This window comes from Nocardia sp. NBC_01503 (genome assembly GCF_036327755.1).
Lineage (GTDB): Bacteria > Actinomycetota > Actinomycetes > Mycobacteriales > Mycobacteriaceae > Nocardia.
This window is the reverse complement of sequence record NZ_CP109596.1, coordinates 1481290-1497098: the sequence shown is the minus strand read 5'-3', so window position 1 is coordinate 1497098 and position 15809 is coordinate 1481290. Positions and strand designations below refer to the sequence as shown.

The following is a 15809-nucleotide window of genomic DNA, read 5'->3' as shown; positions in this document are numbered from 1 at the left end:
ATCCAGGTTTCCCTTTAAGATCGACCGCAGGCAAAACGGCTGATCACACCGCCAGCAAAGGAGTCGCAATGCCGGACACCCTCCCCCTGGCCCGCACCAACGCCGAGGCCCGCCTCTACCTGACCCTGCAACCCTGCCCCTCCTGCGGCGAATCCCACTGCACCTTCCGCAGCGCGGTGGTCACCATCGAAGGCGTGCTCGCCAGCCGCTACACCGGCACGTGCCCGAACTGCGCCGCGCAGCGGGTCTACGAATTCCGCCTCCCCGCCGAGGTCCTGCCACCCCCTTCCGGCAGCGTCCGCTTCGGCGAATCCACCCCCTCCGAACTCCTGGACCCCGGCACCTGGCTCTGGTACTCGGAGGTGTGCACCCGCCAAGTCCCCACCACCACAACGGGTTTGAACGACCAAGCCCTGAAATCGGCCCGCCACACCCTCGCCACCGCGGTAGCCGCCATCGAAGAAGTCCTCAAGTTCATCCCCGCCACCGAAGACCGAGTCCCCCTGTCCGCCTTCACTTCCGCGGACGGCCTCGCCCTTCACGAACGCGAACCGGGCCGCTTCACCCGCCCTCGACTGGAAGCGGTTCGCGACCAGTACGCCGCCACCCTGACCAGCTTCTGACCCGCACCAGAGCTCCGTCCCGGCGACAGGAACCCCTGCGTACCTTGGTTTATGCTGTCCGGGCACTGCTCGGAGAGGTCTGCAAGGGGGATCGTGGTTCAGTTGAGCGCGGGCCAGACGTTCGCGGAATACACACTCGACGGCGTACTGGGGCAAGGGGGAATGGGCAGCGTCTATCTTGCGCGGCATCCACGTCTCCCGCGGCAGGTAGCGCTCAAACTGCTCGCGCATGAGGTCTCCGCCGATCCGGAGGTGCGTCGGCGATTCGAGCAGGAAGCGAATGCCATTGCTCGCCTGGATCATCCGAGCATTGTGGGAATCCACGATCGCGGTGTGCACGAGGGGCATCTGTGGATCGCGATGCAGTACGTGCAGGGAATCGACGCCGCCAAGCTCGACCCCCGCCAGGTGTCGGTGCAGCGGGCCGTGCGGATCATCACCGAGACGGCATCGGCCCTGGATTTCGCGCACAGCCGTGGAGTGCTGCACCGCGATGTGAAACCCGCGAATATCCTGCTCTCCGCGGCTGATACCGGCAGGGAAGAACGCGCGATCCTCACCGATTTCGGAATCGCGCGGCTGATCGACTCCAATACTCAGCTCACTTCCACCGGAACCTTCACCGCCACACTCGCTTACGCTGCGCCCGAGCAATTGTCCGGCGAGCAGGTCGATCACCGAGCCGACCAATACTCTCTTGCCTGCACTCTTTTCGCCGTGCTGGCAGGTCGTCCCCCATTCGCTGCGTCCAACCCCGGGCAAGTCGTCGCCGGGCATCTCAGCCAACCGCTGCCGAGACTCAGTCATATTCGACATGATGTGCCCCCGCAGCTGGACGATGTGATCGCACGAGCCACCGCCAAACGGCGCGACGACCGGTTCGGTAGCTGCACAGAGTTCGCATCGGCGGCCGTCGCGGCACTCGCGGGCCGAGCCCCGGTACCGATTACGCCCAGCTCGCCGACAGTCGCATGGCAGCAGCCGAATTCGTATCGGCCAGCCGGGTCACCACACCCGCAGCCGGAATCCGGTATCTCGGCCGGATTGCAGCCGGCCGCTGTTGCCGCGGCGATATTGTCGAGCGTGGCGGCGTCCATCGCGACGGCCGGTGCCATCAGGCTGTATGCCCTCTACGCGGATTTGGGGCGGCAGAGTGGCAGGAAGACACCGGGCGACTACCGCACGACGAACGACTTCCCGCTGACGTACTTCGGCGTGGGAACTCTCGTAGCCGCGGTGGTCGCGCTGTTGTTATTCACCGGTGCCGGGCTGATACTCGCCCGCAAGCCGTCCGGTCGGCGAATGGTGGTGACCGGCGCTATCGCTTATGCGCTCGCGGTCGTTCTCAGTAGAACCACTGACGATCGCCCGTTCGTTTTCTACAGCTTGGCGATCGAGACCGCCATATGCGTGATCGGATTGATCCTGGCGATCGGCGCCGCGATAGCCGCACTCTCCAGCTCGACGGCCGTACCGGGCGTGGACCAAAGCCTCAGCGCCTCTGCGGGATCGCGGGCGGCACTGGTCGCGACGGAGTGCACAGCCGCACTGGGCGGCTTGTACGCAGGACTGGTGGCCTGGGGATTCTCAGGACAAATCAAGTACACATACTTCCCGATTACCACTCGGATGATGATGTTCGCGGCAGCCGTGGTGGCGCTCTTGCTGATCGGTGGCGTTATCGCGCTGATGGCCCGCGCCGCTGCCGGTCGATTAATGGTTGCCATCGGCGGCTTCGGTCTACTTGTCATTGGGCTACTCAGAGAGGTCGGCAAGTTCATCCCGCTGCCTGACCCGCTGCGCTACATGAGCATTGTCCCCTACTTCGGAGGACCGGCCGCCACAATGTTTACCGTTGTCGTGGTTGTGGTTTCGCTCGCCACACTGGCAGGTGCTTTATCCAAGCCGGTCGCCCGAGTTCTGAACAGTTCGAACTAGAAATCGGCGTATGCGAGACCCGGAGATGTGAGACGGGATCCGCTGAATTTCAGACGAAATAGTCCTCGGCGTCGGGGAGGAGTCCACCGCCGAAGGCCGATGCCAAGGCTTCGTATTCGTTGTGGCCCAGGAAGTACCAGCCGGTGTGGTGGTGGTAGAAGAACCGGCCGCGGGCATCCACCAACCAAAGACCGAATTCGTGGGTGTCGTAGGCGACTTGGAAGACCGGACAGTTCAGACTCGTGGCGAGTTCGGCGAAGTCCTCGACGTCGCCTACGTAGCCGGCGGTTGGGCTGAGGACCAGCCTGGATTCGCCGAATCCCGGGAGCTGGAGCTCCAGGTCGCCGTATGAGTGGATGAATCGCGACGCGGTGTCGAGTTCTTCGAGTTCGACACCCTGGCGTCGCGCGTCCGCGATAGAGCTTTGGATCATTTCGTCTGCGCGCGAACCGATATCGCGGTCAGGGGTCCAACCGGCGTCGATGAGCAGGCGATGGACTCCGCTGATGTGTGCGGTCAATGGCGACATGCTCACCAGTCGTCGGCGCTGATCCGGCTGGGGCGGAGGTCGTCGAGCTCCTCGACGTCGGTGAAGACCATGCCGGGGTCGTGGAGTTGGCGCTCCGGGGAATTCGGGGGAGCGAGGGAGGCGGGGATCAGTTCGGGGACGCGGTCGTCGAAGTTCGGGAGGTCCTCGATGAGGTCGGACATTTTCGGCATGCGGTCGCGGCGTTCCTGAAGTGGGTTCATGAGTTCCGCACTCTTGCGCGACAATTCGGCGGCGGCTTCCTGGGCGGCCTCGGTGACCGCTTTGGCGAGTTCGTCGTGGGTGAGGTCTTCGGTGTCGACGAATCGGGTTTCGATGACCACGAAGTCGGCGTTCAGCGTCACCGTGACCCGCTTCTGCAACGCGGTTCCTGCGGCGGTGAGTTGGGCGCGCTTCTGGTGCACGTCCGCGAGCGCGGTCATCTGCGCCTGGAACTCGTCGATCATCGAGGCGAGTTCACCCTTGATGAATTCGTTGGCCATGGGCTACGACTTGAAGGTGTCGGCGCTGGCCTGGTCCGTGTTGCCGTGCAGCTTGGACGAATCGTGCTGCGCGTTCGACTGATCATCCGACTTCTTGGCATTGTCGGTGGTGAGCTGCTTCAGGTTCTCGCGCGCGGCGGTGTAGCCCTTACCGTCCTCACCGTTGGCGAATTTCTCGCCGTAGTTGTCACCGCCCCAGGGCTCGCCCAGGCCGTCGATGGCGGATTCCAGCCCGGTCAGCACCGCCTTGACCCGGTCGGTCACATTGGCGGTCTTCACCGATGCCTGCCGCAGCAGTTCGGGGCTTACCTCAACTTTTCCAGCCATGACGGCGACTCCTCCCCATGAAGCTTTGCCGCCGACACTATCCGCTGATCAGCGTCGGAGGCAATGCGATGCAGATGTTTTCGGTGGTCACTGACGGTTTCGCGCGTTGTACCGCTGCGTGAATCCGGCGATATACACCGCGGGTGGCACGGAGGACGAAGACGCCTCGACCACACCATCGTCCGCGATGTAGTAGATCGCCCGCCCGAGCATGATCTCGCCCGGCTGGGTCGGCACATAAACCATCCAGCCCGATTCGATCCGGTCGGCGTTCAACTGGTCCAGTGGATACCCGGTGGTATCGGAGCCCTTGTCGAGAATATGCCGCCGCACCTGCTCGATCGCATCGACACGGGACATCGGCGGCGCGGTCACGAACGTCCGCAGCCCCGCGAGGGTGAACTGATTGAGTGCCCCGTCCACATCGAATCGCGCCGGATCGATTGCGGCGGAGATGGTTTCGAATGTGACGACCCCGGCCTCGGCGGCCGCGACCAGCGTCTCGACCGCGGTTCGGTTCTGATCGGCCAGCGGTGCACCGCTCGCTTCGGCAAGCCCGGCGGAGATGATTTCGACGGTGACATCCGAGGTCCAGACCCCCGGGATCGCCGCGGCCAGCCCCGGCCCGCCAGGCGACTCACCGCGATACCACCCGCCGTTCTCCCACCAATAGCAGAATGACAGCAGCCCCGAGGACGTGCGCGGGTTGAGCACCGCGTCGGTCACCCAATCCGGTGCTCCCGCATAGATTTCCGGCATCGGCGCATCGCCGTTGTACGCCGCGTCCAGCTCCGGAGAATTCCACACCCCACCGGAGATGACCGCCCGATCGCCCGGCAACAGATACAGAGTGCTCCCACTGCGCTTGGTCGTCTCGAACCATCCGAGCGATGGCAAAACGCGCGGCCCCTGTGCCGAATCGAGCGCCGCATAAGTCGCGGCGATCGCGGTCCATCGCGCCCAAAGCAATTGCAGTGGGGGGAAATCCGTGGTCGAGACCACGCCGCGAATACCTTTGCCGCGATCGAGTCGCGACTGTTCCGCGGCCACCTTCGCCGGGCGCAACTGCCGCCCTTCATTCCCCACATAAGCCGCCAGCCACACCGGCAACCGCCGCCGCGGATACTCGGCGATATCGGCCCGGTACGCCTCGGGCGGGAACAACTGATCATCCGGGAACGGATCGTCCCCGTAGTCGTAATCGGTCTGAATCTGACCGTCATTGGTGAGCACGATCCGCATCCGCCACCATGGCCCCTCGGGCAGCTGCGCCGCGATCTCCCGCTGATCCTGCACCAAAAGCAGTGTCGCCTGCGAAGGTTCGGCGCGCACCCCACGCCCCTGCGCCGAATAGATCACATTCCAAGCCTGAGTGGCGACCGTCCACGCGAATACCGCGTCGATCCGCTCCCAACCCTCCGGCCCGTCCTCGGCGAGTGCCCGGGCGATACCGTGGGTGACCTCACGAGCCTGCTCGGTGATCTGCTTCTCGTCGACGCCGGCCGGGCCGGGATGGGAGACGATGGTCGTGCTGATCACCGGCTCACCGGCGGCCTGCGTGAAGCTCTCCATGAATGTCTTCATGAAGTCGTCGTCCGGCTTCCCGGCCTGCGGGTTGTTCACGATGTCGCTCCCCTCGTCGACCGGGCAGCACCGGCCGCCCGTTCGGATACGCCTGCGACCCTACACATTCGTCAGTGGTGATTCAGGTCCGGCCGGTGGGGGTAGCGGTGGGTTTACCGGGTCGGCTGATTCGACCATCCGCAGTTGCTGATCCACGCTTTCTATGGCAGCGTGACGCAAGATCACTGCCTGTGTGTCGGTGAAAACCGCAGTCCGGCAGTCTGATAGCTGAGTAGTCGGTCGAATCCGGGGGCGGGAGTGACAGTACGGGGGTCGGAAACCGCTGCTAGGCGCGCGATCCACGCAGCGGTGAGGTCGCGATGATCTGGCGTCCGCCCGGCGCCGATTACTACGGCTGGCTCGTCGGCATGCAGTGGCCCGAGGGCAATGAAGACAAGATGTGGACCCTCGCGGACGACTGGAAGTCCGCCGCCACCCAGCTCAACAGCATCAAGGAAGACATCGATGCCGCCATGGCGGCGGTGCGCCTCGCCTACCCCGAGGGCGATGGCGGCGACGCCATGCTGGCCCAGCTCAAATCGCTCAAGTTCGGCGATCTGAGCAAAGACGGGGCCGGATCGATCGACAGCCTCGTCAAATGGTTCGACAGTATCGGCGCGCTGGCGGACAACACCGGCACCGAGTTCGAGTACAGCAAACTGATGTTCCACGCCATGTTGATCATCATGGCGATAGATATGGCGTTCGCCGCGGCCAGTCTATTCGCCGCACCCGCTGCGGAAGCGGCGGTGATCGCGACCAATCGCATCACCGCGCGAATGATTATGAAGCAGCTGGTCCAGAAGCTGCTCGGACAGAGCGTGAAGTTCGCCGAGATCGCCGAGATCAAAGCGGTTCTCAAAGACCTGGCGATCAAAGCGGGCCTTACCGCCGCGAAGTCCGCGGCCCTCGGTGCGGCCATGGGCACTGCCCCCGATGCGGCGATTCAGGCGTGGCAGCGGTTCGAAGGGCGACGCGAGAAGTTCAGCTGGGAACAGGTTGGGATCATGGCGGCCGCCGGAGCCGCGGGCGGTGTCGTCGCCGCCGGTGTCGGCGGCGGTCTGCACGGGCTGTTCGGCACTCCGTCGAAGATCACCACGCGAGTGCTGACCACCGGAGTCACCATGTTGGCTGCCGGCGGGTCAGCGGGTCTGGCGGGTTGGGGTGCCAGCGCGCTGATCACCGGTAACCACGAATTCGACCCACGGATGATCACGGCGGGTATGTGGGGCGGTGCCGCGCCCGGGGCGATTCGTGCCGCGAGTCCCAAGGGACACGCCCCGACCTTGGCCCATCCGACCGCGGAGTTCAAAAGCCAACCGGCGCCGACCAAACCGAGCGGGATCGAGGCGCCCGCCACTACGAGTGAAGGCGTGCCGATCACACCGGCGCACGTCTCCGACGGGGCAGGACTTTCCTCGGATACTCCGCATGCCGGGGATGCCGAAGCGGGTAAGCAGAATCCAGTAGTGGCTGCCGCGGCGCCCCAGGCGCCGGTGAATCCTGTTGTGCACAATGATGCTCCGGGCGGTCAAGTCACCAACGGCCAGAACGCGGCTCCCGTGCAGCCTGCCCATCAGCAACCCAATTCGCCTGGTACAACCGGCCCGAAACTTGCCGATGGCGTCCAATCCTCCGCTGCCTCACACGCGCCGGGCGACGTCAAACCCACCGGGGACGGCCGTCCCGCACCGGCGGCCGCGCCCCGAGCGGAACCGGGCTCCACCACGCCAGCGGATACCTCCCGGGCCGGTGCCGCGCCGACCCGCGAACCGGCCGGGACCGCTGCGCCGGTGCAGGCCAAAACGACTGGCCTGGAGGCGGGTTCGCGCGGGAACGAACGCCTGGACGCGGTGCCGAACGATCGCGCGCAGGTCCCCGCATCCGAACGCCTCGAGGGGCGGATCGGTGGCAGACATGACGATGTGACCGGCGGGCAGCATCCGAATCACGACGGGACGCCCGCACGCGACGAGCACCGGTCCGGTCGGACCAACGATGATGTCGCGCAGAACGAGCGAAATCCGCAGCGGGACAACGATCCAACGCAGGACGGGCGGCCGAACCGGGACGGTCGATCCGAACATGATCGGCAGCCCAGCCGTGATGGACAGCCCGATCATGACGGTCAGCCGAGTCGCGATGGTCAGCCGGAACACGATTCGCAGCCCGATCACGACCCGCAGCCGTCCCATTCGGAACCGCCCGCGCCATCCCATCCCGCGCCGCACTCGGTCCTGCCGGTGGATCATCCGATCACCGCGGCCGAGCGCACCCATGCCGCCGACGCCCTGGCCAAACTCGGCCATGAGGTCGAGGCATTGCTCCATCTCGACGACGTCGATCAGGCCGGGGCACACCAGAAAGCCCGCGATAACCACAACTGGTGGCATGACCTGACCCCTGACGAGCAGGGCGCGGTAATGCGTGTGCACCCGCATGAGATCGGCAATGCCGACGGCATCCCGCCGCACGCGCGTGACCAGGCCAACCGTTTGTCCATCGCCCGCGATCTGACCGAACTGCGCGAACGCAATCCGCGCGTGGACAAGTGGACCAGCCGCTGGACCGATCCGGAAGGCCGCCAGCAGTTCAAGAATCTCGAGAGCACCATCCACAACCTGGAGCACGCGGAAACCCTCGCCGACAACTTCGCCAACCGTGACCGGGACGATCCGCCCGGCCATCGCCCGCCCGTACGCGTGTTGTCCTACGACTCAAAGGCTTTCAACGGCGAGGGTCGCGCAGTCGTCGCGATAGGTGACGTGGACAAGGCATCCACCGTCTCCTGGCACATCCCCGGTATCACCACCACGGTCCGCAGCCTCGAAGTGAACCTGAACAATGCGTTCCACCACTACGAGGCCACCTCCGACAATGTGCACGACCCCGGCATGGTCGCCTCGATCGCCTGGATCGGCTACGACGCCCCGAGCGGTTCACGCATCGGCCGGGAGATGACGAATCCGGCCTTGGCGCAGCGCGGTGGACAACTGCTGGCCCGAGACGTGGCCGCGTTCAACCAGACTCGCAAAATCAACGCGGGTTTGCCCGGCGGCGAGCCCATGCCCGACGTGCACCTCTTCGGCCACAGCTACGGCTCCACCACCACGAGCTACGCCGGTGCGGGTGGCCGCCTTACCGGCGAGGTCAGCACCATCACCCTCCTCGGCTCACCTGGCGCGGGCCCGGTCGTGCACGCCTCCGAATTCGGTCTCGGCGAGGGAAATGTCTTCGTGGCCAGCTCCTCCCGCGACCCGGTCACCTGGATCGGTTCCAGCACGCCGGGCGAGATCGCCCGTGCCGCACCGGGTCTCAGCATGGGTCTCGGCATGGACCCGTCGGTGGAGGCATTCGGGGCTCGCCGCATCACCGCCCAATTCCCGGGCGGTGCAAAGACATTCAGCAATATCGGTACCCACACCGGCTACTACAAGTTCCACGATGACGCCCACACTGTCCCCAGCGAATCACTCCACAACTTCGCGAAGATCGCAGCGGGTGACTCCGGAAACGTCCTCCCCGAGTTCGCCCGCCCCGACCACGAGGGCCTCAACGCCTGGCAGCGCAATATCGGCTCGTTCCCCAGCGATCCGGCCCACCTGCGCCCACCCATCTTCGACCCGCATGAGGGTCCGCCCATCGGCTATGAACACCTGGTCGAGGAGTTCCGCAACCCCGACCCGACCCCCGACCACCCCACACTTCCGGCAGACCACCAACCGGTCAATGACTGCGGTCCCCAGGCTCTTCGGCACGCCCAAGAATTGACCGGCAACGAAAACATCCGTATCCCACACGATCCGGATATCGCCGAACGCGGCATGTCCGCCCGCGACCTCGAAGACGCCGCGGGCGCTCGCATGCAACTCATGGACTCCCCGGGAGTCCTGGCAGACCACCTCAACCGCCTCGGCGAAGGCGCAACCGCCATCGTCGTAGCCGAATTCCACGGCCCCACAGACATCAACGGCATCGGCGCCCACGCCTATACCGTCACCAACGACGGCGGCCGCCTCGTAGTCCACGACTCCGCCCTCGGCACCGGCCCCCACCCGTTCTCCCCGAACAACCCCAACGTCCGCTCCACCCACGCAGTCCTGTTCGACTCGCACGGAAACCCCGTGCACCCCATCGAATCCGGCACCCCCTCGCACCCGAACTCCGCACGTCCCGAAGCCCGTATCGGCCAAGCGGATCCGCACGGTTCACAGCCGGCGCACGAACAACCGCACCAGGCTCCCGAGCATCAGAAGCCTGGTACCCCCGACGAGTCGATACGCCGATTCGACAGCGATGAGGCGGGTCGCAAGTTCGGCGACGAGATCATGGGGTCCCATATGGACTCCCTGTCCGCGGCCGAACGCGAACAGGTGAGCCGCTATACGCGGCATGCCTGGATCAACGAACTTTTGCGCCACGAGGATCCGAGCGCGAGATTCGCGACGCTGGCCGAGGATCACGCGACGCTACAGCAACTGCGGGAACTGACGGGCGGGAGCTTGCAGGAACCTCCGCTCGCACTACTCGAGTCGGCCGATCGACATCCGTCGAACAGCGAACCCCTGCAGGCAGCGCTCGACCGTGTGCTCCGTGACGAGTATCCGGAACAGCGGCTTCGTGAAGTGTGGTCGGACGGCCAAGATTTCATGGAGATGAGGCGCATTCTCGGTGAGGAACCGACCGCCGAGGTGCTCAATCAGCACGTGCAAACCCTGGATCGGCTGACGGGTCAACCCACCCCGGAAGGGTTCGAGGTCACCCGCGGCATGGGTAGCAAGGCCATCGATCACCTGACGATCGACGAGCTCGGAACGCCGCTGGACGGTAGGAACCCCCGAGAGCTGATCAATACGCTCCAGACCGAACGCGGCTACCTGTCTACGAGTTTGGGAGAGAAGCCGCCGAGTAATTTCGCGCGGAGCAGCATTCGAGTGGAGCTCGATGTGCCCGCGGGTTCCAAGGGGCTGTGGATCGGCGGCTCGGAACACGAATTCCTGATGCAGCGCGGAACTCGGTATCTGATCACCGATGTCATCGAGAAGCCGCCCGGTTCCAGATACGAGGGTGTCGAGTACCTGGTCAAGGGCATCGTGGTGAGTCACGACTATGTCCATGATCCGGGTGCGCGAGTCAATCACCCCCCAGCCCAGGAGCACCCGGCCCCGGCCGTCCACGACACCACCGAACCGGTCGACAGGCCGAGCACCCCCCACGATGACGCCACTCCCGAACACCCTGAGCCGCACCATGTCCCGACCGACGATGCGCCGCAGCGCACGAAACTGCCCGTCGAGGACAAGCCGTACTACGCGAACCCGCACTACGAGGACCCCGCCGCATCACACGAATACGCGGCCGAGAACCACATCAACGAGCGTGAGGTCCAAACCACTCGCGAATATGAAACACCCAACCATCCGGAGATCGCGCGCCTGACCGACGCCGAGATCTCCGCGATCCGCCGCAACCAATTCATGAGCCTCAACGAGCAGGTCAACGACGCGACCCGCAATGGCAACCATGAACTCCTGAACGACCGCGACGTCGAGATCCGTACCCTCGTCTCGGGCTACAACAAGCTCCCGGATCACGAGGGCACCGTTTACCGCTCCCTGCACATCGACGACCCGGTCGCGTTGAAGAACTTCCTCGATGAGTACAAGTACGAGCCCGGCAAAGCGAACATCGTTCCGGACCGGGGCTTTGCCTCCTCGGACAAGGAAGCCTCGATGCGAGGTGGCAATATCGAGCTGGTCATCGACTCGCATACCGGGAAGGACATCTCCTGGTCGAATCCGGCGCAGGAAGAGGTCGTCTTCGCGCCGGGCACCAAGTTTCGCGTCGATGACATGCGCTTCAACGAGGAGGAGGGGAAGTACTACTTCCACCTCACCGATTTGGGAAGGATTCCTGATGCCCATCAGCCCGGAGGAAATGAAGCGAATAGCGCTCGAAGTGCTGGGGCCCACGATGAGAAGCGGGTCGGACGACCCGGAGATTCAGGCGAAGGTCGACCGCAACATGGCAGCCCTCGAAGCGATGGAGGCGAAGGGGCGCCCGGAGGCCACCGAGGACCAGATCAAGATCTGGCAGGCGTGGGGCGAATCGGAGATCACCCGGATCAACCGGGAGCGCGGCGAGACGACGTAGCTCCTACTGACACAGCGGAATACCACGCTTCTGAGCCTTCTCCGGAACACCCGGCCGAGCCGCGCCCGGAGGAACCGCACGATGGTCCCGACCAGGATCACATCCCATTCACTCTTGGTGATGAGCACCCCGCCGCGCCGGTCCAGGTGCATGACGACCGCCCCGCATCGCTGACCCCGCACCTGCAAGATCGCTTCAACGAAATGAAGTCGCTGGCCACGGAGATCGCGAAGTCGCTGGGCGAACCCGCGCGCTACAGCGAATTGCCCGGCCTGCGAGACGATTTCGTGAAGGTACTGGATCAGACCGGTTTCTTCGATCACTCGGCGCTGCCGACTTCCTGGCGCCTGCTCACCGAGCACGACCCCGTTTTCCGGGACTACCTCGAAAAATGGGGAAACGACCTCATCAAGCTCGACCCCGAGCCGCAGACACCCAACCACCAGGAACCGTCGTCGGCCCACCCCTCCGCCGAGAATCCGCAGCACCCGAACAGCTCTCATCCGCAAGAGGATGCAGCCCACCCGGCCCACGACAACGCCAATCCTGCCGCCGAACCGCACCCCTTCCCCGCCAAGGAAACCGAGGCCGGTGCCTCCTTCCACCCCGACGACCCGGCAGTCGCAGACCTGGCCTCCCGAATCGCCAAGGACCCCAACCACTTCACCGCGGACGTCCACATCACCGAAGACGGCCACGCCCGCATAGGCGACCGCACCTACACCCCCGAGGAATTCGGAAACCTCCTCCGCCAAACCACCTGGGACGGCCGCACCCCCATCCGCCTCATAGGCTGCGACGCCGCCACCAACGGCTTCGCTGCCCGCCTCGCCCACCACCTCGGCACAGACGTCCTGGCCCCCACCAAACCAGCCTGGTCCGATCACCAGGGCCGCGTCTACACCAGCACCGCCGAAACTCACCCCGACGGCACCCGCCGCCCGCGCATCCCACCGGATGGAACGTGGGAAACCTTCCACCCCGACGGCACCAGAACCAAAGCGACAGAGGACGGTTTCGCGCCAGGTACCCGTGACGAGGACAAGCACATCCTCGATCCGGGTGACGCTCGGGACCGTGCTGAAGCTCATCTGCCCGAAACGCCCGAACGAATGGACGATTTTCGGGAACTTCGTGATGAGAACCGAGCCAAGCGGATCGAAGGGTTCGAGGCAGTTCAAGACATCACCCACCGCAATCCATCTGTTGATGGGGTGCGTCGTCCGTCGGATCGAACACTGACGACGGCTCGATACCGCTCCGATAGCACCCGCGCACCGAATGACTTCTTCAACTTCAGCGGTGTGACTCATGACTGGAACCCGGCGTCGGAAGCCCCGGCTCGGCCTCCGAAGGGGCAGCGGGTATTCGAGACGTCCCATGCGAGCGCCTTCGATCCAAAAACTGGCCGACTCAGCAGGGGTGAAGGATCCGATCGTGCGAACGATTCCGAACCGAAGTTGTTCGAAGATGTCGTGAGACATCAGTTGGCCGAGCATTCTGGTTTGTCGCGAGAGGTTGTGGACGACGTCCTGGCCGAGTCGATCCAGGAAGCAGATAGCAGCGCCAGAGCTGAGTACGCCGAGGTGAGAGACGCTTGGAAGAAGATCAACCAACTACTCATCGAGGACAATAAACAGGCGGCCAGAGAGGCTGCGCAGAGCGGAACGCCCTTCACTCCCCGCACAATCCGCGATTCCACGGTTCACGAGTTGGTAAACGACACTGGATTGTCGTGGGATGTCGTGGAACGGGTGATCGAGGACTCACATGAGGTGCACAAATCTGTCATGCCGGACATGCAGCCTGGAAGGGAGGCTCAAGAGCTGCGAACGAGAGCACGCATCGACCTGGCGATTGAGGAGCTCAATCGGAGGGCCGGTGCGGAAGCCGCTGAGAATGGGACGCCTTGCACTCCCTTCTCGTTGGCGGATGTCGCAGGTGACCTTCGGATGATGATCGATCTACCGTCCGCGCGGCGATCCGATATCCCGGAGGAGTTTCAGATCTGCGATTCGTGTATGAACCTCATTGACGTCTACCAGCGACTGTTCCCCAACATGCGCGTGGAGGCTCTCAACCTAGCCTTGGAAAGGTTGTATCCACTATGACTCGACCACAGGACGCAGCACACGAGCAGATTCGGAATATCTTCGAGGAGGCGATGGCGCAGGGGCTGAAGCGCGATTCTGTCAAAGGCGCATCGGACGATGAGATTACCCGGTTTGCGGCTGAGCAGAGGGTCACGAACGTACCCGCAGCGATCCGCGAGGTCTTTCGGCTCATCGGAGCTCGGCCTGGCTTGTGGTTCGACGGCACCGACTTTGGAGTCAATAGCGGTATTGATGCCGCAGTGAAGAGTCACCTCGCAACGAGAGAGCTTGTAGCGGTGGACGATGGAATTCGTGATGTGGCAGGGATGTTGGTGCTGTCGGCACATCAGGGATACGTCTATCAAGTTATCGACGGGGCCGACTTGGATAGCGACGATCCCCCGATCTGGGAGATCATGGACGGTGCTTTGACTCGTAGGTGGCCATCGACATCTGCGTGGTTTTCTGACATGGAACCTCTGGTCGAGAGCCTGAGGCGGGACCTGGAACGGTACGAGCGGAATGGTTGGGACCTTCCGCGCTGGTCGGAAAATATACTGCCGCGGACGGCGAAAAGTCCCCCTTCGCAGCACCCGCGAGAACGTGTTCGCGACATCATCGAACGTGTGTTTGTGGCCGGCCTGCGACGTGACTCAGTTGTCGGTGCATCGGAGAATGAGATCGACCGGTTCGCGGTCGGGCAGGCAGTTGAAAACGTGCCTGCGGCCGTACGTGAAGTCCTCTTGCTGATTGGGTCTGAACCGGGATTCTGGTTCTATCCAATGAGTTTCGGTGTCCATAGCGTTGACGGTGAGGTCAAATCCGGGCTTGTTACAGCTCTCCGGGAGATGCCCCATGATATACGTGACCCCGATGGTGCGCTGGTGCTCTCCGCGTACCCCGGGAATACTTACTATGCGATTGACGGCACGGACCTTCTCCTGGATGACCCAGCGGTCTGGGAAATTGGCGTCGCCGGGAAAACCAGACGGGTTCGCAAAGCCTGGGGCAGCGTGACCGGCTGGCTCGACGCAATGGCTCCTAATATTCCGAGAGCGAGACGAACCCTGGCAAGAACTCAGGAACAGGGCGGGCAGCTTCCGGCCTGGGCCGAGTGCATCGAACCGCAGCGCCAAAGTGGCTGATTACGGATGCATCGAATGCGTTGACCTCGTCGAGTAAATACCTATCGAAGACCATAGAACCAAGCGAGGCTGGAAGCGACCATGAGTCGAGATCAATCGCAAGAACGCTACGACGTTTGGACGCGACGGCAGGTTGCATACCTGCCAATCATGTTGGACGGCAACCTTGTTGGTTACCTCTGGGGTGGTCAGACGGGATCGGCGGCGGGGTCCTTCGCCCGCGCGGGGTCCGGCATCAGCCCCGTGAAGTTCTCGATTTTCTGGTCCGGCAAGCTGGAGGAGACCTATCAGCTTGGTCTGAAACCTGTTGAGGCCATCAGCTATTGGATCGGGAAGCCCGAAGATTCTCTGTGCGGTGGGATTCCGGCCGATGCCGTGCTCGGGGAGGCGCGGACTATTCAGGAGTTGGCGTTGCGGCTGAACCCGAATTCGCCGCTGGGGGAGGGGCCTTGGGTGCAGGACGGGGAGTATCCGAGCGGTGCGCCCGCGGATCGCTCCGAGGGTTGGGGCCCATTGGTCTCGGTTCCGACCCCGACGTATCCCGACGAAACAGCTTCGCCGGTTACCTACCTCCCGATCACGTGTGACGGTGAGGTGCGGGGCTACCTGTGGGTTTCGACGACTGATAACGCCGCCGGATACCTCCAGCGAACCGCCGCAGGCCGTGACGGAATGATCGCGAGCGGTCTTTGGCGCTCGCGTCTAGTTGATGCGTACGAGGCGCAAGTGCCGACCCCCGACCTCCTCGGCCATATCCGCGCGCAGCCCGAATCCAGCCCCAAGCTCTTCGGGATAATCGCCGACACGACTGCGGAACAGCACGCCGCCAGCCTCGCTGACCTTCGGCAGCTCGCCGAGGGCCACTGATCCTGCAGTCG

General features: G+C 63.9%; 9 protein-coding genes. 5 read left to right on the top strand and 4 right to left on the bottom strand.

The window, feature by feature from the left end:
* Window positions 1–68 precede the first annotated feature (68 nt).
* Together OHB26_RS06930 and OHB26_RS06925 are read left to right on the top strand one after the other, a co-directional pair.
* Entirely contained in the window at window positions 69–623 is a 555-nt protein-coding gene (locus OHB26_RS06930) for a hypothetical protein (protein ID WP_330183393.1), read from the top strand.
* A 93-nt stretch (window positions 624–716) separates the two neighbouring features.
* Window positions 717–2561 (top strand): serine/threonine-protein kinase, encoded by a 1845-nt coding sequence (locus OHB26_RS06925; protein ID WP_330183392.1) that lies wholly within the window; start codon window positions 717–719, stop codon window positions 2559–2561.
* A 49-nt stretch (window positions 2562–2610) separates the two neighbouring features.
* On the opposite strand, the gene OHB26_RS06920 is transcribed toward OHB26_RS06925, so the two are convergent.
* From OHB26_RS06920 to OHB26_RS06905, 4 genes are all read right to left on the bottom strand, one after another.
* Window positions 2611–3081 carry an SUKH-3 domain-containing protein gene (locus OHB26_RS06920; RefSeq protein WP_330183391.1) on the bottom strand — a complete coding sequence of 157 codons (471 nt, stop codon included), beginning with the start codon at window positions 3079–3081 and terminating at the stop codon, window positions 2611–2613.
* Window positions 3082–3092: 11 nt separating this feature from the next.
* Complete coding sequence (locus OHB26_RS06915) at window positions 3093–3590, bottom strand: YbaB/EbfC family nucleoid-associated protein (protein WP_330183390.1); 498 nt, start codon at window positions 3588–3590, stop codon at window positions 3093–3095.
* A gap of 3 nt (window positions 3591–3593) precedes the next feature.
* On the bottom strand, window positions 3594–3917 hold the full coding sequence (locus tag OHB26_RS06910) for a WXG100 family type VII secretion target (protein ID WP_330183389.1): 324 nt from the start codon (window positions 3915–3917) through the stop codon (window positions 3594–3596).
* Between the two features lie 87 nt (window positions 3918–4004).
* A complete protein-coding gene (locus tag OHB26_RS06905; protein ID WP_330183388.1) occupies window positions 4005–5540 on the bottom strand; it encodes a hypothetical protein in 1536 nt (511 codons plus the stop codon).
* A 320-nt stretch (window positions 5541–5860) separates the two neighbouring features.
* Here OHB26_RS06905 and OHB26_RS06900 point away from each other — a divergent pair, with 320 nt between their 5' ends.
* The 3 genes from OHB26_RS06900 to OHB26_RS06890 all read left to right on the top strand — a co-directional run bounded on the left by OHB26_RS06900 (window position 5861) and on the right by OHB26_RS06890 (window position 15798).
* Window positions 5861–13804, top strand: coding sequence for an alpha/beta hydrolase (locus tag OHB26_RS06900; RefSeq protein ID WP_330183387.1), 7944 nt, complete (start codon window positions 5861–5863; stop codon window positions 13802–13804).
* Window positions 13801–14931: a hypothetical protein gene (locus tag OHB26_RS06895; RefSeq protein ID WP_330183386.1), complete on the top strand. Its 1131-nt coding sequence runs from the start codon at window positions 13801–13803 to the stop codon at window positions 14929–14931. Before OHB26_RS06900 ends, OHB26_RS06895 begins: the two co-directional genes overlap by 4 nt.
* Before the next feature lie 81 nt (window positions 14932–15012).
* Window positions 15013–15798 carry a hypothetical protein gene (locus tag OHB26_RS06890; RefSeq protein ID WP_330183385.1) on the top strand — a complete coding sequence of 262 codons (786 nt, stop codon included), beginning with the start codon at window positions 15013–15015 and terminating at the stop codon, window positions 15796–15798.
* The last annotated feature ends 11 nt before the right edge of the window (window positions 15799–15809 follow it).

What these genes read in the sequence shown, in the direction of transcription:
- OHB26_RS06930 (WP_330183393.1), top strand. Translation starts at nt 69, where the DNA reads ATGCCGGACACCCTCCCCCTGGCCCGCACCAACGCCGAGGCCCGCCTC.
- OHB26_RS06915 (WP_330183390.1), bottom strand. Translation starts at nt 3,590, where the DNA reads ATGGCCAACGAATTCATCAAGGGTGAACTCGCCTCGATGATCGACGAG.
- OHB26_RS06910 (WP_330183389.1), bottom strand. Translation starts at nt 3,917, where the DNA reads ATGGCTGGAAAAGTTGAGGTAAGCCCCGAACTGCTGCGGCAGGCATCG.
- OHB26_RS06900 (WP_330183387.1), top strand. Translation starts at nt 5,861, where the DNA reads ATGATCTGGCGTCCGCCCGGCGCCGATTACTACGGCTGGCTCGTCGGC.
- OHB26_RS06895 (WP_330183386.1), top strand. Translation starts at nt 13,801, where the DNA reads ATGACTCGACCACAGGACGCAGCACACGAGCAGATTCGGAATATCTTC.
- OHB26_RS06890 (WP_330183385.1), top strand. Translation starts at nt 15,013, where the DNA reads ATGAGTCGAGATCAATCGCAAGAACGCTACGACGTTTGGACGCGACGG.